This window comes from Flavobacterium sp. YJ01, from assembly GCF_029320955.1.
In the GTDB taxonomy this organism is placed as follows: domain Bacteria; phylum Bacteroidota; class Bacteroidia; order Flavobacteriales; family Flavobacteriaceae; genus Flavobacterium.
Genome location: NZ_CP119757.1, coordinates 2,586,699 through 2,611,508 on the forward strand (window position 1 = coordinate 2,586,699; position 24,810 = coordinate 2,611,508).

26 protein-coding genes are annotated in these 24,810 nt (G+C 32.4%); 13 read left to right on the top strand and 13 right to left on the bottom strand.

Annotated elements, in window-relative coordinates:
- The first annotated feature begins 26 nt into the window (after positions 1–26).
- Positions 27–1,082: a 3-isopropylmalate dehydrogenase gene (leuB, locus tag P0R33_RS11300; RefSeq protein WP_276175534.1), complete on the top strand. Its 1,056-nt coding sequence runs from the start codon at positions 27–29 to the stop codon at positions 1,080–1,082.
- A gap of 122 nt (positions 1,083–1,204) precedes the next feature.
- On the opposite strand, the gene P0R33_RS11305 is transcribed toward leuB, so the two are convergent.
- Together P0R33_RS11305 and P0R33_RS11310 are read right to left on the bottom strand one after the other, a co-directional pair.
- Complete coding sequence (locus P0R33_RS11305) at positions 1,205–1,552, bottom strand: RNA-binding protein (RefSeq protein WP_276175535.1); 348 nt, start codon at positions 1,550–1,552, stop codon at positions 1,205–1,207.
- A gap of 113 nt (positions 1,553–1,665) precedes the next feature.
- Positions 1,666–2,160, bottom strand: a complete 495-nt coding sequence (locus P0R33_RS11310; RefSeq protein WP_276175536.1) for a DUF6252 family protein — start codon at positions 2,158–2,160, stop codon at positions 1,666–1,668.
- A gap of 200 nt (positions 2,161–2,360) precedes the next feature.
- Between P0R33_RS11310 and P0R33_RS11315 the strand changes: the two genes are divergently transcribed.
- From P0R33_RS11315 to P0R33_RS11325, 3 genes are all read left to right on the top strand, one after another.
- The gene (locus P0R33_RS11315) at positions 2,361–2,921 is read left to right on the top strand and encodes a 30S ribosomal protein S16 (protein ID WP_276175537.1); all 561 of its coding nucleotides are present in this window, start codon (positions 2,361–2,363) and stop codon (positions 2,919–2,921) included.
- A gap of 15 nt (positions 2,922–2,936) precedes the next feature.
- Positions 2,937–3,461: a ribosome maturation factor RimM gene (gene rimM / locus P0R33_RS11320; protein WP_276175538.1), complete on the top strand. Its 525-nt coding sequence runs from the start codon at positions 2,937–2,939 to the stop codon at positions 3,459–3,461.
- 81 nt (positions 3,462–3,542) lie between these two features.
- A complete protein-coding gene (locus P0R33_RS11325; protein WP_276175539.1) occupies positions 3,543–4,250 on the top strand; it encodes a methyltransferase in 708 nt (235 codons plus the stop codon).
- A gap of 46 nt (positions 4,251–4,296) precedes the next feature.
- Here P0R33_RS11325 and P0R33_RS11330 read toward each other — a convergent pair whose 3' ends face one another.
- From P0R33_RS11330 to P0R33_RS11355, 6 genes are all read right to left on the bottom strand, one after another.
- On the bottom strand, positions 4,297–5,952 hold the full coding sequence (locus P0R33_RS11330) for a S41 family peptidase (protein ID WP_276175540.1): 1,656 nt from the start codon (positions 5,950–5,952) through the stop codon (positions 4,297–4,299).
- Between the two features lie 66 nt (positions 5,953–6,018).
- Positions 6,019–7,668, bottom strand: a complete 1,650-nt coding sequence (locus tag P0R33_RS11335) for a S41 family peptidase (protein ID WP_276175541.1) — start codon at positions 7,666–7,668, stop codon at positions 6,019–6,021.
- A 42-nt stretch (positions 7,669–7,710) separates the two neighbouring features.
- Positions 7,711–9,000: an HlyD family efflux transporter periplasmic adaptor subunit gene (locus P0R33_RS11340; RefSeq protein ID WP_276175542.1), complete on the bottom strand. Its 1,290-nt coding sequence runs from the start codon at positions 8,998–9,000 to the stop codon at positions 7,711–7,713.
- Positions 9,001–9,002: 2 nt separating this feature from the next.
- Positions 9,003–11,195, bottom strand: a complete 2,193-nt coding sequence (locus tag P0R33_RS11345; RefSeq protein WP_276175543.1) for a peptidase domain-containing ABC transporter — start codon at positions 11,193–11,195, stop codon at positions 9,003–9,005.
- Between the two features lie 775 nt (positions 11,196–11,970).
- Positions 11,971–12,153 carry a hypothetical protein gene (locus P0R33_RS11350; protein ID WP_184158327.1) on the bottom strand — a complete coding sequence of 61 codons (183 nt, stop codon included), beginning with the start codon at positions 12,151–12,153 and terminating at the stop codon, positions 11,971–11,973.
- A 35-nt stretch (positions 12,154–12,188) separates the two neighbouring features.
- Positions 12,189–13,745 (bottom strand): vitamin K epoxide reductase family protein, encoded by a 1,557-nt coding sequence (locus P0R33_RS11355; RefSeq protein WP_276175544.1) that lies wholly within the window; start codon positions 13,743–13,745, stop codon positions 12,189–12,191.
- A gap of 583 nt (positions 13,746–14,328) precedes the next feature.
- Here P0R33_RS11355 and P0R33_RS11360 point away from each other — a divergent pair.
- From P0R33_RS11360 to P0R33_RS11385, 6 genes are all read left to right on the top strand, one after another.
- On the top strand, positions 14,329–14,466 hold the full coding sequence (locus P0R33_RS11360) for an rSAM-modified peptide (RefSeq protein ID WP_276175545.1): 138 nt from the start codon (positions 14,329–14,331) through the stop codon (positions 14,464–14,466).
- 62 nt (positions 14,467–14,528) lie between these two features.
- On the top strand, positions 14,529–14,666 hold the full coding sequence (locus tag P0R33_RS11365; RefSeq protein WP_276175546.1) for an rSAM-modified peptide: 138 nt from the start codon (positions 14,529–14,531) through the stop codon (positions 14,664–14,666).
- A gap of 61 nt (positions 14,667–14,727) precedes the next feature.
- Complete coding sequence (locus P0R33_RS11370) at positions 14,728–14,865, top strand: rSAM-modified peptide (protein WP_276175547.1); 138 nt, start codon at positions 14,728–14,730, stop codon at positions 14,863–14,865.
- Between the two features lie 62 nt (positions 14,866–14,927).
- Positions 14,928–15,065, top strand: coding sequence for an rSAM-modified peptide (locus tag P0R33_RS11375; RefSeq protein WP_276175548.1), 138 nt, complete (start codon positions 14,928–14,930; stop codon positions 15,063–15,065).
- A 65-nt stretch (positions 15,066–15,130) separates the two neighbouring features.
- On the top strand, positions 15,131–15,268 hold the full coding sequence (locus P0R33_RS11380) for an rSAM-modified peptide (protein ID WP_276175549.1): 138 nt from the start codon (positions 15,131–15,133) through the stop codon (positions 15,266–15,268).
- Positions 15,269–15,337: 69 nt separating this feature from the next.
- Positions 15,338–15,502, top strand: coding sequence for an rSAM-modified peptide (locus tag P0R33_RS11385; protein WP_276175550.1), 165 nt, complete (start codon positions 15,338–15,340; stop codon positions 15,500–15,502).
- Positions 15,503–15,510: 8 nt separating this feature from the next.
- Here the strand turns inward: P0R33_RS11385 and P0R33_RS11390 are convergent, their stop codons facing one another.
- The gene (locus tag P0R33_RS11390) at positions 15,511–17,283 is read right to left on the bottom strand and encodes a helix-turn-helix domain-containing protein (protein WP_276175551.1); all 1,773 of its coding nucleotides are present in this window, start codon (positions 17,281–17,283) and stop codon (positions 15,511–15,513) included.
- A gap of 166 nt (positions 17,284–17,449) precedes the next feature.
- Here P0R33_RS11390 and P0R33_RS11395 point away from each other — a divergent pair, with 166 nt between their 5' ends.
- The 3 genes from P0R33_RS11395 to P0R33_RS11405 all read left to right on the top strand — a co-directional run bounded on the left by P0R33_RS11395 (position 17,450) and on the right by P0R33_RS11405 (position 20,326).
- The gene (locus P0R33_RS11395) at positions 17,450–18,628 is read left to right on the top strand and encodes an acyl-CoA dehydrogenase family protein (protein ID WP_276175552.1); all 1,179 of its coding nucleotides are present in this window, start codon (positions 17,450–17,452) and stop codon (positions 18,626–18,628) included.
- Positions 18,629–18,717: 89 nt separating this feature from the next.
- Positions 18,718–19,500, top strand: a complete 783-nt coding sequence (locus P0R33_RS11400) for a DUF3050 domain-containing protein (RefSeq protein WP_276175553.1) — start codon at positions 18,718–18,720, stop codon at positions 19,498–19,500.
- Between the two features lie 64 nt (positions 19,501–19,564).
- Complete coding sequence (locus tag P0R33_RS11405) at positions 19,565–20,326, top strand: SGNH/GDSL hydrolase family protein (protein WP_276175554.1); 762 nt, start codon at positions 19,565–19,567, stop codon at positions 20,324–20,326.
- Positions 20,327–20,469: 143 nt separating this feature from the next.
- On the opposite strand, the gene P0R33_RS11410 is transcribed toward P0R33_RS11405, so the two are convergent.
- From P0R33_RS11410 to P0R33_RS11425, 4 genes are read right to left on the bottom strand one after another with little or no spacing between them, the layout of a single operon-like run.
- Entirely contained in the window at positions 20,470–21,489 is a 1,020-nt protein-coding gene (locus P0R33_RS11410) for a hypothetical protein (protein ID WP_276175555.1), read from the bottom strand.
- Positions 21,467–23,095 carry an NAD(P)/FAD-dependent oxidoreductase gene (locus P0R33_RS11415; protein ID WP_276175556.1) on the bottom strand — a complete coding sequence of 543 codons (1,629 nt, stop codon included), beginning with the start codon at positions 23,093–23,095 and terminating at the stop codon, positions 21,467–21,469. Before P0R33_RS11415 ends, P0R33_RS11410 begins: the two co-directional genes overlap by 23 nt.
- Positions 23,070–24,590: a polyamine aminopropyltransferase gene (locus tag P0R33_RS11420; RefSeq protein WP_276175557.1), complete on the bottom strand. Its 1,521-nt coding sequence runs from the start codon at positions 24,588–24,590 to the stop codon at positions 23,070–23,072. Before P0R33_RS11420 ends, P0R33_RS11415 begins: the two co-directional genes overlap by 26 nt.
- Positions 24,583–24,798, bottom strand: coding sequence for a DUF350 domain-containing protein (locus P0R33_RS11425; RefSeq protein WP_223707051.1), 216 nt, complete (start codon positions 24,796–24,798; stop codon positions 24,583–24,585). Before P0R33_RS11425 ends, P0R33_RS11420 begins: the two co-directional genes overlap by 8 nt.
- Between the last annotated feature and the right edge of the window lie 12 nt (positions 24,799–24,810).

Genomic DNA, 24,810 nt, shown 5'->3' on the forward strand with positions numbered 1-24,810 from the left:
CTTTGAACCTTAATAACACATATAGAATGAAATTAAACATAGCCCTTTTAGCCGGAGACGGAATCGGACCAGAAGTAATTGATCAAGCAGTAAAAGTATCAGATGCTATTGCACAAAAATTTGGACATGAAATTACGTGGAAACCAGCTTTAACTGGTGCAGCAGCAATTGATGCAGTAGGCGAACCTTATCCAGATGCAACACACGAAGTTTGCAAAAATGCTGATGCCGTTCTTTTTGGCGCAATCGGACACCCTAAATACGATAACGATCCTTCTGCTCCAGTAAGACCAGAACAAGGTTTGTTAAAAATGCGTAAAGCATTAGGTTTGTTTGCAAACGTAAGACCAACTTTTACATTCCCATCTTTATTAGATAAATCTCCTTTAAAAAGAGAAAGAATCGAAGGAACTGATTTAGTTTTCTTAAGAGAATTAACTGGTGGAATTTACTTTGGAGAAAAAGGAAGAAAGGACAACGGAGATACTGCTTTTGACAACTGTGTTTACACACGTGCAGAAGTACAGCGTTTAGCTAAAAAAGGTTTCGAATTAGCGATGACTCGTTCTAAAAAGTTATGCTGCGTTGACAAAGCAAACGTTTTGGAGACTTCTCGTTTATGGAGAGAAACAGTTCAGGCAATGGAAAAAGATTATCCAGAGGTTGAAGTTAGCTACGAATTTGTTGACGCTGTAGCAATGCGTTTGGTTCAATGGCCAAACTCTTATGACGTATTAATCACAGAAAACCTATTTGGAGATATCTTAACAGACGAAGCTTCTGTAATTTCTGGTTCAATGGGATTAATGCCTTCTGCATCTATGGGAGCTGAAGTATCTTTATTCGAACCTATTCACGGTTCATATCCACAAGCTACAGGATTAAACATTGCAAACCCAATGGCTACTGTTTTATCTGCTGCTATGATGTTCGAAAACTTCGGATTGATGGAAGAAGGAAAAGCAATGAGAGATGCTGTAAACAAAGCTTTAGAAGCTGGCGTAGTTACTGAAGATTTAGCTAACGGAGGCAAAGCATACGGTACTAAAGAAGTTGGTGACTGGTTAGCTGCGAATGTATAATTGGTTATTTCAAGTTTCAGGTTTCAGGTTGTTGTAACGTTAAACTTGAAACCTGAAACAAAAACAACATAAAAAAAGGGATCAACTTTCGTTGATCCCTTTTATATTTTAGAAAAAAAATATTAATATCCTCCTCTGTTTCCGCGGTCATTTCCTCCACGGTTGTTTCCATAACCTCCGCGAGAATCTCCTCCACGGTTGTTATTAAAACTTCTTCTTTCGCCTTCTGGTTTTGGCTCAGATTTATTAACAACGATTGTACGTCCTGATACAACAGCACCGTTTAATTCGTCTATAGCTTTCTGAGCTTCGCTATCATTTGGCATTTCAACAAAACCAAAGCCTTTACTTCTTCCAGTAAATTTATCAGTAATAATTTTAACAGAGTCAACTGCTCCATAAGCCTCAAAAGACTCTCTTAAATCTGCTTCCTCAATACTGAATGGAAGGCTTCCAACAAAAATATTCATAGATATTTATTTATAATAATAAGCAAATGTACTCTTATTTATATGTAATCAACCATATTATGATTTTATTTAAGTTTTTATTTTGATTTCGCAGAGAAATAATGGCTTTAGAGCTAATTATTAACAGGGACAAAGTTCGCACTTAGTTTTACCGGAATTTTATAAAAAACGCCTTCTGAGAAATGCATTGTTTGTTTTTCGGCATTAGAATCTGTATTAACAGCAGTAAATTTGAACGTTCCAGAAATGGTTTTATCAACAGTATTATATTCGGTAATTACAACCTCGCCGCTGCCTTTTCCTTCTCCTGTAACAAATTCTTCTTCGTGTCCAGAAAGTGTGTTTTTGTAAATTGCTTTTGAAGTATTGTTTATACCTAAAACATAGATTTTCTCGCTTGGCTCCGGAAACTGGAAACTTATTTTCTCATACCCAAGAGAACCTTCAATAGTAAAAACTCCATTAGTTTCTGTTTCGGCTTCATAACTACGTCCTCTCCAAAAAACATTATCTTTTAGAGTTTGAAAAGCAGGATTATTAAATTTTATATCCTCTGTACAAGATGTGATGAGTAGCAAGAATGATAAAAAGTAAAAGTATTTTTTCATATTTAAAAATGAATTTTACACAAAAGTACCGTTTTACAGCTAATTAACGTTTCAAAATTAACCCAAAATAGGGTAAAAAATGACAAAAATTCACCTTAATTGCATTTAATACGTTTTGAAACACATTATTCATAAAAAAATTATATCTTTGCGCCCTTAATTAACAGAGGTCGAGTACCTCAAAATTTAATCATAAGATTATGTCAGTAAAAATTAGATTACAAAGACACGGTAAAAAAGGAAAACCTTTTTACTGGGTAGTAGCTGCAGATGCACGCTCAAAAAGAGATGGTAGATACTTAGAGAAAATCGGTACTTACAATCCAAACACAAACCCAGCAACTGTTGAGTTAAACCTTGACAGCGCAGTTAAATGGTTACACGATGGTGCACAACCAACTGATACTGCAAGAGCTATCCTTTCTTACAAAGGTGCTTTATTGAAACACCACCTTGATGGAGGAGTTCGTAAAGGAGCTTTAACTCAAGAACAAGCTGATGCTAAATTAACTGCATGGTTAGAAGCTAAAGCTGGAAAAGTTGATGCTAAAAAAGATGGTTTATCTAAAGCAAAAGCTGACGCTAAAGCTACTGCATTAAAAGCAGAGAAAGAAGTTAACGCTAAACGTGTTGCTGATGCTGCTGCTGCACAAGCTGAAGCTGCTGCCGCTGCACAAGCTGAAGAGGCTACAGAAGAAGTTGCTGAAGCAACTGAAGAAGCACCTGCTGCTGAAGAGAATAACGAAACAACTGAAGCATAATTTTACTTAGCGATAATGCGTAAAGAAGAATGTTTTTATTTAGGTAAAATCGCTAAAAAATTTAGTTTCAAAGGTGAAGTTCTGATCTATTTAGACACAGACGAACCTGAGTTATACGAAAACTTGGAATCAGTGTTTGTTGAACACAACAAACACTTGGTTCCTTTTTTTATTGAATCAAGTTCAATGCATAAAAACGACTTTTTGAGAGTTCGTTTTGAAGATGTAAATACAGAAGAAGATGCCGATGCAATTGTCGGAAATGGCATTTATCTTCCGCTAACAATGTTGCCAAAACTTTCAGGTAACAAATTTTATTTCCACGAAGTTATTGGTTTTGAAATCGAAGATAAACGTTTAGGTGTTTTCGGTAAAATAACTTCTATTAACGATTCTACTGCTCAACCTCTTTTTGAAGTTTTAAATGGCGAAGTAGAAATCTTAGTTCCGATGATTGACAATTTCCTTGTAAAAATCGATCGTGAAAACAAAAAGGTAATTATGGATCTTCCAGAAGGTCTTGTAGAAATGTACCTTTAAAAGAATATTCAGTTTACAGTTTTTAGTGTTCAGTTTTTTTATCTGAAATCAAAAAACGTTAATCTTCAAGCAAAAATTAAGATGTTTCAATTCAAGCAATTTAGTGTCAAACAAGACAAAACTGCAATGAAAGTTGGCACTGATGGTGTTTTATTGGGTTCTTGGGCTCCAATTAATCATAATCCTTTTAGTATTCTGGATATTGGTGCAGGAACTGGAATTATCGCTTTAATGCTTGCGCAAAGAAGTAACGCAGAACAAATTGACGCTCTAGAAATTGATGAAGAGGCGCACGAACAAGCTGTAGAAAATTTTGAAGCTTCTCCTTGGGGAGACCGATTATTTTGTTTTCATGCTGGTTTAGATGAATTTATTGAAGAACCGGAAGATGAATACGATTTAATCGTTTCGAATCCGCCTTTTTACGCCGAAGATTATAAAACCGAAAACGAACAACGTGATCTGGCAAGATTTCAGGACGCAATGCCTTTTGAAGAAATTGTGGAAGCTGCAGATTTATTACTTTCAGAAAATGGAATTTTAGCCGTTATTATTCCTTTCAAAGAAGAAGAAAAATTCACTGCTTTGGCAAAAGAATTCGAACTTTATCCAATAAAAATTACACGCGTAAAAGGAACTCCAAAAACTGAAATTAAACGTAGTTTATTGGCTTTTAGCCGAAATGAAGTTTCTAAAATCGAAATCGATGAATTAATTATCGAAATTGACAGACACGTTTATACTCCAGAATATATCGAGTTGACTAAAGATTTTTATTTAAAGATGTAAAAACATCTTTGTCAAAGTTTAAAGCTTTGACAAAGAATTGTATGTTCTATTTTCCGTTTTTAGCAAAAAGAATCGCTCTTTCCAGAATTTCGTCTCTTCCTTGTTGAATACCTAAAATAGTCGGTTTTACTTCAATATCTGGAACAATTCCGATTCGCTGTGTTTCTTTTTTGTTTGGATAAAAAACGCCTATTCCGCTAAATGCAGTGTAAAATCCTTTTATTACCTGAAAACTACAAACATTTCCATCTGCGCCAGCAGTCTGACTTCCTATTATTGTAACATCTGGTGCCGTTTTCATGCTCATTGCTGTAAACTCTGCATGGCTTTGTGTATTTTCATCTACCAAAACAATAACTTTCCCTTTATAATGATTTGGATTTTCACTTCCAATATCAAAATTTTTACTCCAATAAAATTTTCCTGGATAAGTGATATCTGGATAAGTAAATCTTGCAAAATCTTTTGATTGAGAATTGATCCACTCGGCGATTGCAGACATCACACCATTAGGATAGCAGCGATTATCAAAAATTATAGCTTTTGTATCATTTAAGTTTTTGATCAAAGCAGGAATATCATCATACATAAGCGAAGTAAAATTTACATAACCTATATTGTCTTCCAAAACTTTCCATTTTTCTTTCTTTTCAGGTTTTACCTTCATATCCAAATAAATATAACGGTTTATGGATTTAACAGCAGTCTTCTCACCTCTTGTATATTCAATTTCTACATTTTTCGAACTTCCATTAAAAACAGCCGTATTCGAATTTCTTAAAACTGTTGGAATATTAGAACCTTCTATATAATTTATTTTTTCTTTTAAAATTTCATTAACGGTTTTACCATCAACTTTCGTTATAACATCGCCAATCTTAATATCGCTTAATTTTGCAAGAGAATCATTTTTTAAGCTTATAACAATAGCTTTATCATCAATAATTTTCGTTTCAAAAGGGACGAATTTATTTCCAAAAAAATCTAAATACAGAACTTTTGTTCCAAAAAAACCATGCGAATCATCCAGTTTTACAATCAACTCTTTCATTGCCAAATGGAAATCAACTTCTGCTTTAGGATTAATAAATTTGGGAAGCATTTCATTTAAAGAGTTATCCCAATGTTGATCCATTTGATATTTATAAGGAAAGAAATATTCTACATAATTCCAATATCTAAACAAAGTTAAAATTCTCAGGTTTTTATTAGTCCACACAAAATCCTGATAAACTATTTCGTTCGTAATTTCTTCAAAAACTCCCTTTTCATCATCTTCTGTAAATTGGATATAAAATTGTTTATTCTGAATCCTATTTTCTTCGATAAATTTTAATTTTTTCGAAAGTGCTTTAGAAAACAATTCTTTATTAGAAATCCATGATAAATCGAAGTTTTTATTAAAATAGTCCTTCTTTTTTTCAGACGCAACCGTTTTATAAGGCTTTATTTCTCCCAAAGAAGCAATCCACTTTTCTATAACAGAAGAAAATTCTTCAGCACTTTGAGCTTTCTCAATCTGAGGTAAAATCAAAAATAATTGTTCATCCCAATTTTTACTTCCATCGGCAACATTTGGATGATAATATTTTAAAAATCCCCAAATTTTGCAAGTTGCAGCAAGTTTTTGAGTTTCGGAAATCGGTTTTGAAAATGAATTTTGAAATAATAACAGAAGGAGAATTAAAAGATATTTTTTCATTAAAAACCAGAATTAAGTGAGTTGATTGTCTAAATTAATTATCGAGAATGAAAAACGTTTTTTATATTATTTCCCATTTTTAGCAAAAAGAATCGCTCTTTCCAGAACTTCGTCTCTTCCTTGTTGAATACCTAAAATAGTCGGTTTCACTTCAATATCTGGAACAATCCCTATACGTTGGGTTTCTTTTTTATCTGGATAAAAAACACCGTAACAAGTAAACGAAGTATAAAATCCTTTAATAAGTGGAAATCCATAATTTGCTCCGTCTGCTCCGCCAGTTTGGGAACCTATTATCTTAACTTTAGGAACTGTTTTCAAACTCATTGCATTAAATTCTGCATGACTAACAGCTTTTTCATCAATTAAAACAATTACTTGACCTTTGTAATTATCAGGATTGGTTTTACCACATTTTTCAATTCTTTCTCTCCAAACATAACGCCCAGGATAACTAACATCAGGATCAAGAAATCTAGCAAACTCTTTTTCTTCAGCATTAAGCCAGTTTGAAACAGCATACAATACATCTTGCGGACGCTCTCGATTGTCAAAAACAATAGCATTTGTATCATTTAGCGCAGTTATTAAAGCTGGAATATCACTCTCTTCTAATTCACCATAATTGACATAACCAATATTTCCTTCTAAAATTTTCCATTTTCCTTTTTCTGGAAACTGAATTTTTAAATCTTGGTATTTATAACGATTTATAGATTTTACAGCCGTTTTTCCGTCTCTAATAAATTCAATTTCTACTGATGGCGATGCTCCATTAAAAATTGTCCAATATATATTTTTTAATACAGACGGTTCATTCGAACCTTCAACATATTTTCGGTTTTCTTTTATAAGTTCACCAATATTTTTTCCGTTAACTTTTGTAATTACGTCACCAATTTTTAAATCATTTACTTTTGCCAATGAATCATTTTTCAAACTAAACACAATTGCTTTTTCATCTATAATTTTGACATCCGCTGGAATAAATTTATCTCCAAAATATTCAAATAATTGTGGCATCTGAGTAGAGGCGTGCGTATCGTTTAATTTTATAGAAATCTCACACATTGCCAAACCAAAATCTTTATCCGATTCTGGAGCATAAAATCTTGGAAGCATTTCAATCAATACTTTATCCCAATTTTCATCCATTTGATATTTATATGGAAAAAAATACTCGATGTAGTTCCAATATCTAAATAATGAAAGAAGACGCATATTTTTATCTGTCCATTTAAAATCTGTATATTTTACCTCATTATTAAACTGCAAAGGCATCTTACCTGTATTAAATGCAAAATCAACATAAAATTGCTTTCCTTGAAGTCTATTTTCTTCAATGAATTTTAATTTTTTCGAAAGAGATTTCGAGAACAATTCCTTTTTATTGAACCATGACAAATCGAAGTTTTTATCAAAATATTCTTTTTTTGACACTTTATTTGTTTTTAGTTTTTTAACTTCTCCTAAAGAATCTATCCAATTTTCTATTACTAAAGAAAATGCTTCAGAAGTTTGAGCTTCTTCAACTTTTGGCAGAATTTGAAAGAGTTGTTCATCCCAATTTTTACTTCCATCTGTCACATTAGGATGATAATATTTTAAAAATCCCCAAACTTTACAAGTTGCAGCAAGTTTTTGGGTTTCGGTTATTGGTTTTGAAAATGAATTTTGAAAAAATAAAAGAATCGAAACTAGTAGAAGTTTTTTCATTTAATAAAAATTGGTTTTAGTTAGTAATAGTTTTGGGTAATTTTAAACTTGCTCAAATATGCTTTTGAACTGATAAAGTATTCTTTCGATTAAGCGCAAATCTTCGGTTACAATTTCTGCGCTTCCTTTCATTTCCTGCTGAAAAACAATTTGCTTATCATAAGATGTTTTTAATCCGTTTGGAAGAGCAACATCCACCAATAGATTTCCGTCTTTGTCTGGAACTAAAGAAATATTTTTAATCTCGCCTTTTAGAACACCAAATTCTCTATCTGGATAATTTGCCAGTCTGATATTTACGCGTTGCCCTATTTTAATTTTTCCTGAATTTAATGCCGGAGCTTTCACTTTTCCTATAAAAGTATTTTTTGCATCGGGAATTATCGAAAAAACATTATCTCCCACATTAATAGTTTGATTTTCATTCCAAACCTGCAAAAAAGTAACTACACCGCTTACGGAAGATTTTAGTGTATAAGCCAGCTCCCAATCTTTTATCACTTTTTTTAACTGATAAAAAGATTGTGCCATGCTTCTACCCAGATTGACTTCTTCTTTTGTGCTGTTTATCTGCGAATTTTGACTTGATTTGGTATTGTCAATCAAAGATGACTTTATTTGAGAAATCGAAGTTAAAAGTCCTTTATAGCTCTTCATTGCTTGAAGATATCCAAGCTTTTTGGCTTCCATTTCTTGGGCAGAAATAATACCTTTATTGAACAATGTTTCAAATCTTGCAATTTCATTTTTCTGCAATTGGAGTTCGCTTTCGTTCAGCACTTTTTGCTGCTGCAGAATATCCAATCTTTCTTTAAGCTGAATTTTCTCTGAGCTTTGCGCTATACTTTCAATTTCAAAAGGATGCAGACTTTCATTCAATTGTTGCGCTTGATAATCTTTTTGAAAAACAGCAAAAGCGCTTTCAATTTCTCCTAACTGCGTATTCTTTAGTGATGCAAAAGGAAAAGCCTTTTTTGAGTTATTTATATCGTAATTATCTACAATACTTTTGAGCAGAAAAACATCTTTGTAACTTGCCGTATTTTCAATAATTGCCAATGTGCTGTTTTTTGCAATAGGCGTTTTATCTTTAACCAAAATAGCTTCTATACGGCCAGAAGATTTTGAAACAATTCTCTCTGGCGGAATATTCGTTGTTATCACAATTTCTGTTTTAACAACATCTGGATATTTTACAAACCAAGAAACAAAAAACAGCATCATGATAATAGCAAAAATCAAAACCGTTCCCCATCGAATCATCCAATGCGGTACTTTGGTCAGAATGTCCTGAACCTCTTCGCTTCTTAATTCAAATGTATCTTCGTTCATGATTAATTTCCTAATTGCAATTGATTTCTAACCAGTTCAAAATAATTTCCTTTTTGCGCTACCAATGCAGAGTGGCTTCCCATTTCGATAATTTTTCCTTTATCTAAAACCACAATCTGATCGGCATTCATAACAGTACTTAATCGATGTGCGATTACAACTACAGTTTTATCCTTGAAAAATATATCCAGCTTTTTCATAATCTCTTTTTCATTGTTGGCATCTAAAGCCGATGTCGCTTCATCAAAAAACAAAATTTCCGGATTTTTATAAACTGCTCTCGCAATAAGCAAACGTTGTTTTTGTCCCGTACTCATTCCTAATCCTTCTGCACCGATTTTTGTATTATATCCAAGAGGCAATCCGCTTATATATTCTTTAATATTGGCCACATCAGCGGCATAAACCAATCTTTCTTTATCAATTCTATCTGAGCCAAAAGCAATATTATTGGCAATTGTATCGCTAAAAATAAATCCTTCCTGCATCACGGCTCCAATATTTGATCTCCAAGCTTTTTGAGAAATATTTTTTAGCTGTGCATTTCCGATTGTAACTTCTCCTTTTTCGGGTTCATAAAACTTTAGAAGAAGTTTCATCAAAGTTGTTTTTCCGCTTCCGCTGACACCGACAATTGCGGTTACTTTATTGGCTGGAATTATTAAATTCAAATTATCTAAAACTGGAGCATCTGCGCCTAAATATCGGTAAGAAAGATTTTTAATTTCAATATCAGCATCATGCGGAATTTCATTTGTCTGATGAGCTTCTTGCTGCAGCTCATCTTCTTTTTGATGAATTTCTGACAATCTAGCAAGCGAAATTTTGGCATCTTGCAATTCTCTTACAAACTCTATTAATTGTGTAATTGGTCCATTTAAACTTCCTACAATAGCACTTATGGCCAACATCATACCCAGCGTAATAGAGCCTTCAATCACTAACTTGGCAGAAAGAAGAATGATGAAAATATTTTTTAATTCGTTAATTACAGAAGAGCCAATTGTCTGAGATTGTTCTAAAACCAAACCTTTTATTGAAACTCTAAAAAGTCTTGCCTGCACATATTCCCATCCCCAGCGTTTCTGTTTTTCTGCGTTGTGGAGTTTTATTTCCTGCATTCCGTTTATAAGCTCCATAACCTTATTTTGCTCATTAGAAACTTCAGCAAAACGCTTATAATCTAATACTTCTCTTCTTTTTAGAAACAAAGTTATCCATCCGAAATAAAACAAACTTCCTAGAAAAAAAACTAAAAATATCTGTAGGTTAAAATACGCCAGAACTGCGCCCATGACAAACATATTAATTACAGAAAAAAGCACATTTAAAGAAGATGTGGTAAGAATTTTTTCGATTCTTCGATGGTCATTAATTCGCTGCATAATATCTCCCGTCATTCGGACATCAAAAAAGGAAATCGGCAGATTCATTAATTTTATAAAGAAATCTGAAATCAGCGAAATATTAATTCTTGTGGAAAGATGAAGTAAAATCCAGCTTCTGATTAATTCTAAACCTGTTCTTCCGGCAAAAATAAAAAGCATTGCAAAAAGAATTAGATAGATAAAATTAATATTCTGATTCTGGATTCCGACGTCGACAATACTCTGCGTTAAAAACGGAAAAATCAGATTAAGTAAACTGCTGGCAAGAAGACCAATTGCTAGCTGAATTAAAAAAGATTTATATTGAAATAAATACTGAGAAAGAAATCTAAAACCTAAACCTGAATTTTCTTCTTTATCAAAATCAGATTGAAAGAAATTTGGTGTTGCTTCTATTAAAAGTGCGATTCCTTCTTTTGTTTCATCATCTGCATTATTTCCAATCCAAAACTTGACAAATTCTTCTTTATTATATTCTAGAAGTCCAAACGCAGGATCTGATATGTAAAATTTTCCTTTTTTTATTTTATAAAGAACAACATAATGATCTTTATTCCAATGAAGAATACACGGAAGAGGCGCTTCTTCAATTCTTGTTACAGACAATTTTACGCCTAAAGTTCTAAAACCAATTTTTTCGGCGGCATCACTCAAAAAAAGCAGATTACTTCCTTCACGAGTTGTTTCGCTAAAATCTCGCAACTCCTGAATATTGATTGTTTTGCCGTAATATTTAGCTATAATTTTTAAACATGTGGGCCCGCAATCTTTATTATCGGCTTGTCTGTAATGAATGAATTTTTTCAATTTATTTTGATTTTCACGAGCAATTTAAGAAAAAAAATTCTTGTTAATCCATAAAAAAAACAGAGAAGACATAAATCTTCTCTGTTTGGCTATTCATAAACAAATTTTCTAGCAACACAATTTCTTTAGGACATGGCCGTGGTTTTACCCTAACCAATTAAAATTAAACACAGCGGCCAACTCCTAAGAATCTTAGTACCAATCATCAATACTAAGAAAATGCTCAATGTTCCACGATCGAGCGCCTATACATTCAAAAAAAACATGACTAAATTCTAAATAAGGCTATATCGTATTACTCTAAAAAAGTTAAAAAATCAACAACAAAGACGACTTGTATCACAAATACCCGGTACTGTATTTATCGGACAAGTTTCGTCTGATCGTATTAAAATGCATCCCGCTTCTAAGGCATAAACCCAACATTGAGGAATTCCTCCTTTTATGGTTTTCTGCTCACTTTTATTAATAGTGTGAGCATCTTTAAGACTTAAAATTTTTTTCAACATAACTAATACCTTTTTTTTAATAGTAACAGAGCTTTTAACTCTGTTACTATTTAAATATTCAAATTAGCAAGCATAAAATTTATCAGCTGTAGCATTGTAACAGTTTGGTTCCGATGATTCGCCACCTAAAATGTTTTTCTGCTCTTTCTTCGTCAGCTTCTTTGTCTCTTTACTTTTTAAAATTTTTTCTAACATAACTGGTTATTTACGTTTTCTGGGTTTAAGCCTCAAATCTGTAAAAACTTGATGCTTAAGTTTTTTTTCTGTTAACAGCTTCCAACGTAACTATTTGGCAAACAACTCCAATATGCCGGAACAGTTCCAAATTCTGTACATCTTTTAGCTTTAAATCCGTCATCACAAATAGGAGCATTTCCTCCATTTATTGTTTTTTGCTCACTCGCAGTCAATTCTACTGCACCTTTCAATTTCAAAATATTCTTTAACATAACTGCAGGTTTTTGGGGTTTTTATTATTTTAATTTTAGGCTGTTTTTTCTAAAACTTGAACTTCATCAACAAAATCATTCAAGAAATATTTTAATTCATTCAATTCATATTCATTTGGAAATAATCTCTCATTTACAATTTTTACTGGTGTATAATTAAAATTATTCATCGAACACCAATCGTATTGTTTTTGAATTTCCTGACTGATCATCATACTAACAGAATCTACAGCCCACTTTTTTAACCATTTTTTGTGTACCATTCTTTTAATGTACCAATCAGAAATCGCTTCGACAGTTTTTCCTGGAGTTATTCTATTTATGGTTAACAATCTTTCAACAACAGTTTTATATGGATTGTCGTTGTTTTCTGGATTAATATTAAAAAGAACGTTTAAATATATTTTGTCTGGAAACTTCAATACCAAATCAAAAGCTTCTTGAAATGTTTTGTAACAATGTCCACAGCTTGGACTTAGAATTATTGAAAGTCTTACTACTGCATTTTTATTTCCAAAATTTAGACCTCTTAATTCTTCAAATCCCTTAGTATATTTTACTTTTTTAGATAAGAAGTTTAATAGCGAATAATTTCTTTTAAACTTTTTAAGTTCTTTTAATGAATTTTCATTATCCAAAATATTTTTAATCATCACTTTTACTGCTGCCCAAATTGGAATTAAAAGCAATAAAGAAAATACATAAGGAAAAATTGTATTTAAACTGAAACTCAAAGTAAATAAGTCTGATGAAAACCATATTACACTCTGAACTAAAATCAAGAATGATACTGCTAAACACATAACGCACCATTTTTGAATTTCAAATTTTTGAATCCAAATAGAGCAAACTACTACTGGAATTGCCAACAGACTTAAAAAACCGACAAAAATGGCAGAATTTAATGGCTGTATCAAAATGGCAATTATGCTTGCGCTAAAGAATAATAATGGTAAATCTGAAAAGCTTAACCACTTATTTGCAATATCATCGTTGAAACTTATTACAGAATGACAAGAAGAGTTAGAACTTAAATTACAAAATTTTGAAATTACAGTGTTTTTAACACCCCATTTCTGCTGAATAATAAAGATGCTCACCACTAAACCAATTATCGACGTAATTAAAAATGAGCCACTAAATAAATCAAAGTCGTTATAGAAAAATGATAATCCGATTAAAAGAACAAGTGGTAGGAAATATTTCAACCAATTGTATTCTACTTTCAAATTTTCTCTTGCAACAACATTATTTGGTTCTATGGCAACAATTACTCCGTTCCAGTCTAAAAGAAATTTATCATAAGATAATTTTTGGCTTCCTTTTTTTGTCGTCGTAATTCGAACACCATTTTTAATCTTTTCGACTAGAATTAATTCATCTTTAAAATAGGCCAAAAAATTTGATGGCAGATCTACAATTTGTTCCTTCGAAACTCTGACCGCTGCATTCTCTACAGAAAGCAAATCGAACGAGTCTGTAATCGCAAATAAACTCGGATAGTTTGGATGAGACAAAAACAGATCCTTGAACTCATTTTTTATGTCTGAGTATTTGTTGATTTGAAGAAATTTTTGGACCAGTTTTAACATCGTTTTCGATCGTTTTTAAATCATGATTACAATGCAAAGATTGGGGTTTTTATTGATAAATATCGCATACGTGCATACATTTTATTAATTATACCACATACAATTTATAAATTATACCAAGTATAGTGCGTGTTTTAATTTATTGATTTACAGTTATTTACATTGTGGTTTTTTCGATAAAAAACCCAGAAAGCCATTTTTCGATTAACGGTTTATGTTTTTGTCTAGTTTTGGAATAGAAATAATTCAAACATCAAAAAACATGAAAAAGAAGCGATAAAAACTCAATTATTTTAAAGAAAAAAAGTGGTCAGAAGAGTAAAAAAAATCACTCAAAAATTGATCAAAAAAAATCCTTAATTGCACCAAAATTACCTCTCAAAAAAAGCAAAATCAAATCTTTAAAAGTGAGATTTAACTTATAAAAAGAAGTTCAATTTTACAGCTTTTTTTAATCAAAATAAACCAAAAATTTTAGCGTAGCCAATTTAAAATTATCGATTTTATCGCATTTCTAAATATCGCTTAAAAATATTTATGAAAGATTATTTGTATTAAAATATAACCTAAAAAAGAAAAGAAAATGAAAAATCCTAAATCAAATTTCGAAGATTTCAAGAATGAAAAATTAGTAGCAACTGAATTAAAAGTGATTCGCGGAGGTGACGGAGTTCCTCCTGTAGATCCAGGAAAAAATAATGGCGGAAACGGAAATACATAAATCCTTTCTACCTATAAAGCATCCGAAAAATCAATTAGTAAAGACATCAAAATATAAGCATCATGAAAAATTATAAAGCAAATTTCGAAGATTTCCAGAACGAAAAATTAGTGGCAACTGAATTAAAAGTGATTCGTGGCGGTGACGGAGTTCCTCCTGTAGATCCTGGAAAAAATAATGGCGGAAACGGAAATACATAAATCCTTTCTACCTATAAAGCATCCGAAAAATCAATTACTAAAGACATCAAAATTAAGCATCATGAAAAATTATAAAGCAAATTTAGAAGATTTCCAGAACGAAAAATTAGTGGCAACCGAATTAAAAGTGGTTCGCGGCGGTGACGGAGTTCCTCCTGTAGATCCTGGAAAAAATAACGGCGGAAACGGAAATACATAAATCCTTTCTACCTATAAAGCATCCGAAAAATCAATTATTAAAAACATCAAAATATAAGCATCATGAAAAATCCTAAAGCAAATTTCGAAGATTTCCAGAACGAAAAATTAGTGGCAACTCAATTAAAAGTGGTTCGTGGAGGTGACGGAGAGTCTCCTGTAGATCCTGGAAAAAATAATGGCGGAAACGGAAATACTTAAATTATTTCTACCTATATATAAAGCATCCAAAAAATCAATTACTAAAGACATCAAAATTAAGCATCATGAAAAATCCTAAAGCAAATTTCGAAGATTTCCAGAGTGAAAAATTAGTGGCAACTCAATTAAAAGTGGTTCGTGGCGGTGACGGAGAGTCTCCTGTAGATCCTGGAAAAAATAATGGCGGAAACGGAAATACTTAAATTATTTCTACCTATAATATATAAAGCATCCAAAAAATCAATTACTAAAGACATCAAAAAATAAGCATCATGAAAAATCCTAAATCAAATTTCGAAAATTTCCAGAATGAAAAATTAGTAGCAACTCAATTAAAAGTGGTTCGTGGCGGTGATGGAGTTCCTCCTGCAAATCCAAATCCAACAGAACCACCTGTAGATCCTGGAAAAAATAACGGCGGAAACGGAAATACTTAAAAAAAGGTCTAAATATTACTTGCAAACTGAGCTGGGGATACCCCAGTTCTTTTGCGAAATGATTTTGCAAAAGAAACTGCATTTTTAAAACCAACGCTTTCTGCTATTGCCTGAGTAGAATATTTACGATACAAATGATTCGTAATCATCTGGTTAATAACATAATTTATTTTTAGTTCATTAGAATATTCCCCAAAAGATTTACCAAATCTTTTATTTACTACATAAGATAAGTATGTCGTATTTGTTTTTATTTTTTTAGCAACATACGATAGGGTAAAATCGGCGTTTAAATATTCTAGCTTTTCTTCTAATGCCAATAATTTTTCTACGATTTTATTTTCTTTTGCTTCATCAATGCTAAGATTTGCATTTTCTTTCTTAAGCTGAATTTCATCTAATTCTGGCGTTTCGGCAAAAACTTCTTCAATTACAGCTTTATCAATTTCGGTATTTTCAATTTCTTTTTTCTCCAGATTAGCTTTAAATTCCTCAATTAAAGCATTCATTTTTTTATGTGCTTTATTTTTGTCTCGAATACTTTTAATCAAGAAAAATACAATTCCAATAACTAGAATTACATAAAATACTTTTAAAGCTTTATTCCAAAACACCTCGTATTTATACTTTTCCTGAACGTCTAACATTTCTTCGCTAAGATCCGCCGTACCGAGCTTATAATTTACTTCGAGAGCTTCTTCTCTCATATTTCCCTCATACTTTTCGTAGGAATCTAAATATAACTTAGAATGCTTATAAGCCAATTCAGGTTCATTTTTGATACTGTAAATTTTTGCCTGAAGATAATTGGATTTAAAATAGCTATTATCCATCATCTTATTTTTTATACTTATCGAATCTACTTTCTTTAAAAAAATAAGAGCTCGATCGTATTTCTTTAACGTAAAGTATAAATCACCTAAATTAAAATTGGAAATTTGGTATAAAAAAGCATTGTTACTTTGCTTCGCATAAATAGCGATATCATAATAAATCTTTTCTGCATTACTAAAGTCTTTTTTGAATGAGTAGATATTTCCTAAACTTAATTTGGAAGTAATTTTATTGTCCTCAAATTTTTCTGAGTAAGCTATTGCCTTTTTATAGAAGTACTCTGCCGAATCCAACAAATATGCTTTATCCCGATTTTTGCCATAATAGCCTTCAAAAGCATTTCCTAGATTGGTATAAGTGTTACTTTTTGCATTTTGAAATTGATCTTTCTCATAAAGATTTTCATTCTTATCTAAAAAAACATCGTTTTGTTTTAAAATTTTGATCGACAGCTGATAATTTCCAACACTTTCATTTATCAAAGCCATATTAGCTTTGAACTTTACCATCTGTATAACATCGTTTATTTGAGAAGAAAGTTTGATTCCCTCTTGATAAGCACTTAACGCCTGACTGTAATTATGTCTTTTCCAAAAAACAAGACCATGAAAATTACATAAATAGGAATGAGTTTTTATTTTCTTATTAGATTCTGGAATTTTTTTAAGGTGAATTAATGCCTCCGCATAGCTTTTATCTGAATTTATGCTATCACCTTTTAATTGATAGAGATACGAAGCTGCTCCGCTAGCGAACGTCAAATGTTCTGGATTATCTGATTTTAATAATTCTTTAACAAATGTTAAACCCTCATCGTAATTTCCATTGATGCTGAAACGTATCTTATCTTGTAACTCTATATATTTTTGCTCGGATAGCCCCTTATTTGATTGAGCCACACCGGTATTAAGTATCAAGAAAAATAAAAAAGAGATGATCAGCCTCATTTAATTTAGTTTTTGGTATTCAAAAATAGTCTATAAATTATCAATAAACTACAATTAATTTGCCAAATTCCTATTAATTTTATTTTTGTTCCGAAAAAATATAACAATTAATACACTATTTGTTATATTTTTATTACGTAAATTTGTTTGTTAAAAATTAAAAAACATGAAACCAGACCTATTTCAATCTCCAGATTACTATAACTTAGACGATTTGCTAAGCGATGAACATAAATTAGTTCGAGAATCAGCTCGTGCATGGGTTAAAAGAGAAGTTTCTCCTATTATAGAAGAATATGCACAAAAAGCAGAATTTCCTAAACAAATTATAAAAGGTCTCGGCGAGATTGGCGGTTTTGGTCCTTACATTCCTATTGAATATGGAGGAGCTGGTTTAGACCAAATTTCATATGGTTTAATTATGCAAGAAATAGAAAGAGGAGATTCTGGCGTAAGATCAACCTCATCTGTTCAATCTTCTTTGGTAATGTATCCTATTTGGAAATACGGAAACGAAGAACAAAGAATGAAATATCTGCCAAAACTGGCAACGGGAGAATTTATCGGTTGTTTTGGTTTAACAGAACCCGATTACGGTTCTGATCCCGGAAGCATGATTACCAACTTTAAAGACATGGGAGATCATTATCTTTTAAATGGTGCTAAAATGTGGATTTCTAACGCGCCGTTTGCAGATATTGCCATTGTTTGGGCAAAAAATGAAGAAGGCAGAATTCACGGTTTAATCGTAGAGCGTGGCATGGAAGGTTTTTCGACTCCAGAAACTCATAATAAATGGTCGCTTCGTGCATCTGCAACAGGAGAATTAATTTTTGATAATGTGAAAGTTCCAAAAGAAAATCTTCTTCCTAATAAATCTGGTTTGGGTGCTCCGCTTGGATGCTTAGATTCTGCTCGTTACGGAATTGCTTGGGGCGCAATCGGTGCCGCAATGGATTGCTATGATACTGCTTTACGCTATTCTAAAGAGAGAATCCAGTTCGGAAAACCAATTGGAGGAACTCAACTACAGCAGAAAAAACTGGCAGAAATGATTACCGAAATCACAAAAGCACAATTATTAACTTGGCGTTTAGGTGTTTTAAGAAACGAAGGAAAAGCAACAACAGCACAAATTTCGATGGCAAAACGCAATAACGTCAATATGGCGATTACCATTGCTCGAGAAGCAAGACAAATGCTCGGAGGCATGGGAATTACTGGCGAATACTCCATAATGCGCCATATGATGAATCTTGAAAGTGTTATTACTTATGAAGGAACTCACGACATTCATTTACTTATAACCGGAATGGACGTAACTGGAATTCCTGCATTTAAATAATTGATATTTATTAAAATATATACAAAATCAATCTAAAAAGCTTCTTCTAACAGAGAAGCTTTTTATCTTTGCATCAAAATTTTTTTAAAATGAATATCGAAGCGATAAACAAAAGCATCCAACCACAGAAAGACCAATTATTAAACCACGCTTTATATAATAAGATTCAAAACCTAGACGATCTGCACAGTTTTCTAGAAACTCACGTTTTTGCTGTTTGGGATTTTATGTCTTTATTAAAAGCTCTACAAGCCAAACTTACCTGCACAACAACACCTTGGTTTGCGACTAAAAATCCAGAAACACGATATTTAATTAATGAAATTGTTCTTGCAGAAGAAACAGATTTGACTATTGACGGAAGAAGACAAAGCCATTACGAAATGTATCTAGAAGCAATGGAAGATTGCGGAGCAGATACAACTGGTGTTTTAAAATTCTTATCAGAAGTTACTTCTCTTCATAATATATTTGTGGCAATCAAACAAAGTTCATTGCATCCAAACGTAAAAGCCTTTTTAGATTTTACATTTAGAGTAATTGAAGAAGGAAAACCACACGAAATTGCCGCTGCATTTACTTTCGGAAGAGAAGATTTGATTCCGAGTATGTTCACGCAAATACTGAAAAACTTCCAAAAGAATCTTCCGGACATCGATTTAACAAAATTACTTTATTATTTTGAAAGACATATCGAATTGGACGCTGACGAACACGGTCCAATGGCAATGCAGATGATTACAGAATTATGCGAAGACGATGCTCAAAAATGGAAAGAAGTAGAAGAAGTTTCTATTCTTGCCTTAGAAAAACGTATCGGACTTTGGAATGCCATCGAAGAAGAAATCGTGATGAAAACCGAAATGGTTTAAAATCCAAACCCGCCTATTTAACGTAACTATTTGTTTAAAGCCATTACTCTAATTTAAACAAATTATGAAACTACATTTTAAACAAATAGCTACCGTTATATTTTCTGTTTTTCTTCTAAGCTGTACGACCGAAGAAAGCAATTCTACTCCAATTACTACTACTCCACCAGTTGTAAATCCACCTGTTGTAAGTCCGCCAACAACTATTCCGAGTTCTATAAATTATTTGGCTTTAGGCGATAGTTACACCATCGGGCAAAGCGTTTGCGAAACTTGCCGTTTTCCAGAACAGCTCAAATCGAGTTTAAGAACAATGTTTTCGAGTACGATTTCACTCAAAATAATTGCAACTACCGGATGGACAACCTCTAATTTATTGGCGGCAATTGATTCTCAAAAACCAGAATCTAATTATGATTTAGTCACACTTTTAATTGGAGTTAATAATCAATATCAGAGAAGAGATTTTTCTGTTTACGAAAAAGAATTTCCAGAATTAGTCAACAAAGCCGTTATGCTTGCCAAAAATGATAAAAAAAATGTAGTCGTAATTTCTATTCCAGATTATGCCTACACGCCTTACGGAAAAAATCTTGCAGGCGATCAAAGCGCGAAAATTTCGGCAGAAATAACCAAATACAATTCTTTCGCAGAAAACTATTGCAACACCAATCAAATCGCTTTCGTCTCGATTACAGATATTACGCGTGAAGGACTTAATAGTCCAAATCTTGTGGCCTCAGATGGTTTGCATCCTTCCGAATCTGCTTATAAACTATTTGTCGATAGAATGATGCCGAAAGTCAAAATAGCGTTGCAGAATTAATGTTTTTATTTTTTGAAGCAGAAATTTTCGTTTTCAAAACACCTTTAGTCCCGCTATCCACTATATCTTTTGTTCTGAACCCCAGAACAAAAGGATATCGTTCCTATCGGGGCTAGAGTAGAAATTTTTGTTTTCAGAAGAAATTATTTTTTAGACTTCCAAATAAAACCATCCAGCAAATAATGCGTAAACTGCGGAACACTCAACAATGGAACTAACAAAATCTGCCAACTCGAAAAATCAAAATGGCTAACGCTGATATTTTCATTCCAGACAAAAAATTCCCAGAGAAATTCTTCAGAAAAAGCAATTAACAGCAGAATTCCAATATAAATCAAAATACCTTTATATTGTTTTAAGAAAGACAAACTTCCCAATTCTAAAGCTGATTTTCCATCAATTTCTTTAAAATAAACCAAAGCCATATACGGAATTCCGTGCGAAACGACATTCAATAAAGTAAAAATCAGATCGTCATTAAAATATACAATTCCGAAATACCAAGACAAAGCAGTTCCTAAAATAATGCTGTTTTTTGGAATATTAAAAAATCGATTTTGAAAGGATTTTATTGCTGTATAAACTATATACAAAATCAAGATTCCGATATAAATCAAAAACAGGATTTCCAGAATTTTTTGATTTTCAAATCTAAAAAATTCATTTTCTACAAACCAGTTGAACTTTCGCTTAGACGAAAAAAACCAATATAACATCGGATATCCAGTCGAAGCATAAATCGCAAGATTATCAATCCAAACCGAGAACTTCGTCTTCGTTTCTTTTCTGGCATACAATCTCATAAAACCATATTGCTGTCTTATAAAATGAAAAACAGCTACATAAGCCAGAAACGACCAAAAAACTAAACTTCCGAAAGAGAAAAGCACAATTCCGGTTACAAAACAAATTAGCGGCAATAGAATTAATCTCGTTTTCTGTTTTTGGAATTCATCTGCAACAAAATAAGTTTTGAATAATGTGGCATAAACGTGGGCGACATCAATAAAAACAATCAGAAAAAGCCAAGTATAAAAAGAATAATGATCTTCTATTTCACTAATATAATCCTGAAAAACGAAAATGATTGCCAATACAAAAAATGACGGTCCAATTATAAAAGCTAAATCGGTTTTGGCTTTATGAATCCAAGGTTGTTCCATCTACAATTTCATTTACAACATTAATTCCCTGATGAAAAGCTTCTTCAAAAATTGAAATTCCAGATAAATCGCTGTGTGCGAAATAAATCTTTCTTTCGATATTCTGTTTTGCCTGTTTTTTCGCTTCACCAAAAATAAATCCTGGCGCAGGCGAAATCATTCCGTGACCTAAAAGAAAAACTTCAATGTCTTCTGCATATTCTTCAATATCTGGATGTGCGACTTTTAAATCGTTCAAAACAAACTGTTTCCAATATTCTTTATCTTTTTTATAAAGCTCTTTTCTGGTTTTCTTCAAATCAGCAGACGAAAAACTATAATAATACGTAATCACCTTTTTGTCCTGAACCTGATTCACCGTCTGATGCTGATCGTAAACGTAACCCAAGCCCTTTGCATCGTAAATTACATTATCCCACGAAAGTGGAAAACTATAATTATCAAATAAATCATTAACAACTAAAGTTGCCAAAAGCCAAGGCGTATAATGAAAATCTTTGGTAAATGTTTTTCTGTCTTGAATCAAATACTGATTTACAAACTGCGGAGAAGCCATGATAACTTTGTCTGCAATAATTTCGATAGAAGTTTTATTGACATCATCAAAAGCTTTTGCGATTACTTTATTTCCATCTGTTTTGACTTCGTAAACCAAATGATTTTTCAGCGATTTGTCTTTGGTATATTTTTTCAAATGATTGGCTAATCGAGAATTTCCTTCTGCCCAAGTTAAAACGCTGTCATGTTTTTCGGGCGTGCAATCCTGCTTTCTTCCTGCAAAATAATGAATTCCAGCCCAAGCCGAAACGTATTCGATTCCTAGACCAAAATCGTCTTTACAGCAATAATCGATATAATTGTACAAAGGCTCAGAAGTAAAATGATTTTCTTGAAACCATTTTTTCATCGTGATTTTATCTAAAGCTCTCGTTTTTTGATCTGAAGAAGAAAGGTAAAGCGGAATATCAAACAAATATTTCTGATCTTCTCCTTTTCCTGTTCTGAAAACATCCATTTGTTTGAAGAATTTATCAAATTCCAAATCATCAGAAACCGAATTTCCTTCTTTTGGAACCACGCCTTCTTGCCAATTATTTTTATAAAATAAACGCTCGTCTGGCGCAAAAGTCAATTGCAATTCGTCAAAAACAGGAAATCCTTTTGAATCGTAACCCAAAATTATTTTTTCTTCTTCCAAAAAATGAAGCAATTCTTTGTCTTGAAAATTCGGCAAAGGCAAATAATGCGCGCCTAAAGGATATTTAGAATATTTATTTTCTCCGTTAGAAGAATTTCCACCCAAATGATTTTCTAATTCTACCATCAAAAAATCGGAAATTCCTTTTTTATGAAACTGACGCGCCGCGCTTAAACCAGAAATTCCTCCGCCAACAATTAGATACGGAATCTGGATTTTTTTTGTTGGTTTAGGAAAATCTTTTATCCATAAACGATGTCCGAGCAAATGTTTAGTGCCCGATAAACGAATCATCAAAACCGCAATTTTATCAGAACAAAATTGAAGAAAAGGAACCGCAATTAAAGCCGCGCCAACTACTTTTAAGAAACTTCTTCTGGATTTATTGCAGTTTTCCCCACTCTTCATCAAAATAGCGTACTAAAATTTGGTTATCTAAACGATTGATTTCAACTTGATTTGAAATCATATCATTGGTAAAATAATTAAAACGGTCGAATTGATAATTATAGAATTTCAATTTATCTGCTTTTCGGTTTACAGTATTAAAAGTAGTTCCGAAACCGTTAATTGCAATGGTATAACCCCATTCTCCAAACGACGGAACATAGGCGTGATAGGCATCGACCTGAGGAAAAACCTGCATAACCGTTTTATTGATACACCAAAAAGATTTTGGCGCAAAATAAGGCGAAGTGGTTTGTATAACAACTGCTGCATCTGGCTGTAAAATGGTTTTGATAGTTTGATAAAAATTAAGCGAATACAATTTCCCTAAACTGTAATTGGAAGGATCTGGAAAATCGATTATTGCCACATCATATTTTTCTTTGCAGCTTTTTGCCCAGATATAAGCATCGGTATTAATAACAGTAACTTTTGGGCTATTCAATGAATTCTGATTGAAATTGGTTAAAACTGTATTGGTTTTAAACAGCTTCGTCATTCCTTGATCTAAATCGACCAAAGTTACTTTTTCAACATCTTTGTATTTCAGGATTTCACGAACCGCTAAACCATCTCCTCCGCCCAAAACCAAAACGTTCTTGACGCTTTTTGCCATTGACAAAGCAGGATGCACTAAGGCTTCGTGATAACGGTATTCGTCTGCCGAACTAAATTGTAAATTATTATTTAAATAAAGTCTGTAATCGCTTTTATTGTGCGTTAAAACAATACGCTGATATGGTGTTGAATTGGTATAAATGATGTTTTCTCCGTACAATTTCCCTTCTGAATACGCGAGAATATCATTCGAAAAAACAAAAACTGCTAAAAGCAATACAAATGAAAAAATGGCTTTTACTTTTAAAAAATAAACCTTTTTCAATTCTTTTTCTAACAAAAAACATAAAGCAATAGCAATACTTACGTTTATCATTCCGAAGAAAAGCGACGTTCCCATGATGCCTAATTTTGGCACTAAAACCAAAGGAAATAAGATTGAAGCCAATAAAGCTCCGATATAATCAAACGTAAAAACATTAGAAACCAAATCTTTAAACTCAACTCTGTCTTTTAGAATATTCATTAAAAGCGGAATCTCTAAACCGACCAAAAAACCGGTTACAAAAACAAATAAGTATAAAATGAACTGAAATGAACCAACATTTTCGAACAATAGAAATAAAACAACAGAACTTAATCCGCCGATAAGTCCCACTAAAATTTCGATTTCTACGAAAGTGTTCAGCAGATTTTTGTGAAAAAACTTCGAAAAAAAAGAACCTATTCCCATAGAAAATAGGTATACGCCAATGATAAACGAAAATTGTTTTACCGAATCGCCTAATAAATAACTCGCCAAAGTTCCTGCAACCAATTCATAAATAAGTCCGCAAGTGGCAATTATAAATACAGCAAAGAGTAACAGAAATTCGAACCTAAGAAACTTTTTACCCATGAATTGCGGCACTAATAATCATTGAGATCCCAATGATAAATGCTGCCAGAACAATCGCAACAGCAACATTGTTTTTTTCTACCACTTCTTTCCAAGTATTTTCTGGAGTGAGTTTTTCGATAATAAAATAACCGATTAATAAAATTACAATTCCTAAAAGAGAATAAATAATCGAATTTACTATTGGCTGCGCGTGAATTAATTCCATACTAATTGATTT

Bases quoted from the DNA above. Each gene is read 5' to 3' on its own strand.
- leuB (WP_276175534.1), top strand. From the start codon at position 27: ATGAAATTAAACATAGCCCTTTTAGCCGGAGACGGAATCGGACCAGAA.
- P0R33_RS11305 (WP_276175535.1), bottom strand. From the start codon at position 1,552: ATGAATATTTTTGTTGGAAGCCTTCCATTCAGTATTGAGGAAGCAGAT.
- P0R33_RS11310 (WP_276175536.1), bottom strand. From the start codon at position 2,160: ATGAAAAAATACTTTTACTTTTTATCATTCTTGCTACTCATCACATCT.
- P0R33_RS11315 (WP_276175537.1), top strand. From the start codon at position 2,361: ATGTCAGTAAAAATTAGATTACAAAGACACGGTAAAAAAGGAAAACCT.
- rimM (WP_276175538.1), top strand. From the start codon at position 2,937: ATGCGTAAAGAAGAATGTTTTTATTTAGGTAAAATCGCTAAAAAATTT.
- P0R33_RS11325 (WP_276175539.1), top strand. From the start codon at position 3,543: ATGTTTCAATTCAAGCAATTTAGTGTCAAACAAGACAAAACTGCAATG.
- P0R33_RS11330 (WP_276175540.1), bottom strand. From the start codon at position 5,952: ATGAAAAAATATCTTTTAATTCTCCTTCTGTTATTATTTCAAAATTCA.
- P0R33_RS11335 (WP_276175541.1), bottom strand. From the start codon at position 7,668: ATGAAAAAACTTCTACTAGTTTCGATTCTTTTATTTTTTCAAAATTCA.
- P0R33_RS11340 (WP_276175542.1), bottom strand. From the start codon at position 9,000: ATGAACGAAGATACATTTGAATTAAGAAGCGAAGAGGTTCAGGACATT.
- P0R33_RS11350 (WP_184158327.1), bottom strand. From the start codon at position 12,153: ATGTTAAAGAATATTTTGAAATTGAAAGGTGCAGTAGAATTGACTGCG.
- P0R33_RS11355 (WP_276175544.1), bottom strand. From the start codon at position 13,745: ATGTTAAAACTGGTCCAAAAATTTCTTCAAATCAACAAATACTCAGAC.
- P0R33_RS11360 (WP_276175545.1), top strand. From the start codon at position 14,329: ATGAAAAATCCTAAATCAAATTTCGAAGATTTCAAGAATGAAAAATTA.
- P0R33_RS11365 (WP_276175546.1), top strand. From the start codon at position 14,529: ATGAAAAATTATAAAGCAAATTTCGAAGATTTCCAGAACGAAAAATTA.
- P0R33_RS11370 (WP_276175547.1), top strand. From the start codon at position 14,728: ATGAAAAATTATAAAGCAAATTTAGAAGATTTCCAGAACGAAAAATTA.
- P0R33_RS11375 (WP_276175548.1), top strand. From the start codon at position 14,928: ATGAAAAATCCTAAAGCAAATTTCGAAGATTTCCAGAACGAAAAATTA.
- P0R33_RS11380 (WP_276175549.1), top strand. From the start codon at position 15,131: ATGAAAAATCCTAAAGCAAATTTCGAAGATTTCCAGAGTGAAAAATTA.
- P0R33_RS11385 (WP_276175550.1), top strand. From the start codon at position 15,338: ATGAAAAATCCTAAATCAAATTTCGAAAATTTCCAGAATGAAAAATTA.
- P0R33_RS11390 (WP_276175551.1), bottom strand. From the start codon at position 17,283: ATGAGGCTGATCATCTCTTTTTTATTTTTCTTGATACTTAATACCGGT.
- P0R33_RS11395 (WP_276175552.1), top strand. From the start codon at position 17,450: ATGAAACCAGACCTATTTCAATCTCCAGATTACTATAACTTAGACGAT.
- P0R33_RS11400 (WP_276175553.1), top strand. From the start codon at position 18,718: ATGAATATCGAAGCGATAAACAAAAGCATCCAACCACAGAAAGACCAA.
- P0R33_RS11405 (WP_276175554.1), top strand. From the start codon at position 19,565: ATGAAACTACATTTTAAACAAATAGCTACCGTTATATTTTCTGTTTTT.
- P0R33_RS11410 (WP_276175555.1), bottom strand. From the start codon at position 21,489: ATGGAACAACCTTGGATTCATAAAGCCAAAACCGATTTAGCTTTTATA.
- P0R33_RS11415 (WP_276175556.1), bottom strand. From the start codon at position 23,095: ATGAAGAGTGGGGAAAACTGCAATAAATCCAGAAGAAGTTTCTTAAAA.
- P0R33_RS11420 (WP_276175557.1), bottom strand. From the start codon at position 24,590: ATGGGTAAAAAGTTTCTTAGGTTCGAATTTCTGTTACTCTTTGCTGTA.
- P0R33_RS11425 (WP_223707051.1), bottom strand. From the start codon at position 24,798: ATGGAATTAATTCACGCGCAGCCAATAGTAAATTCGATTATTTATTCT.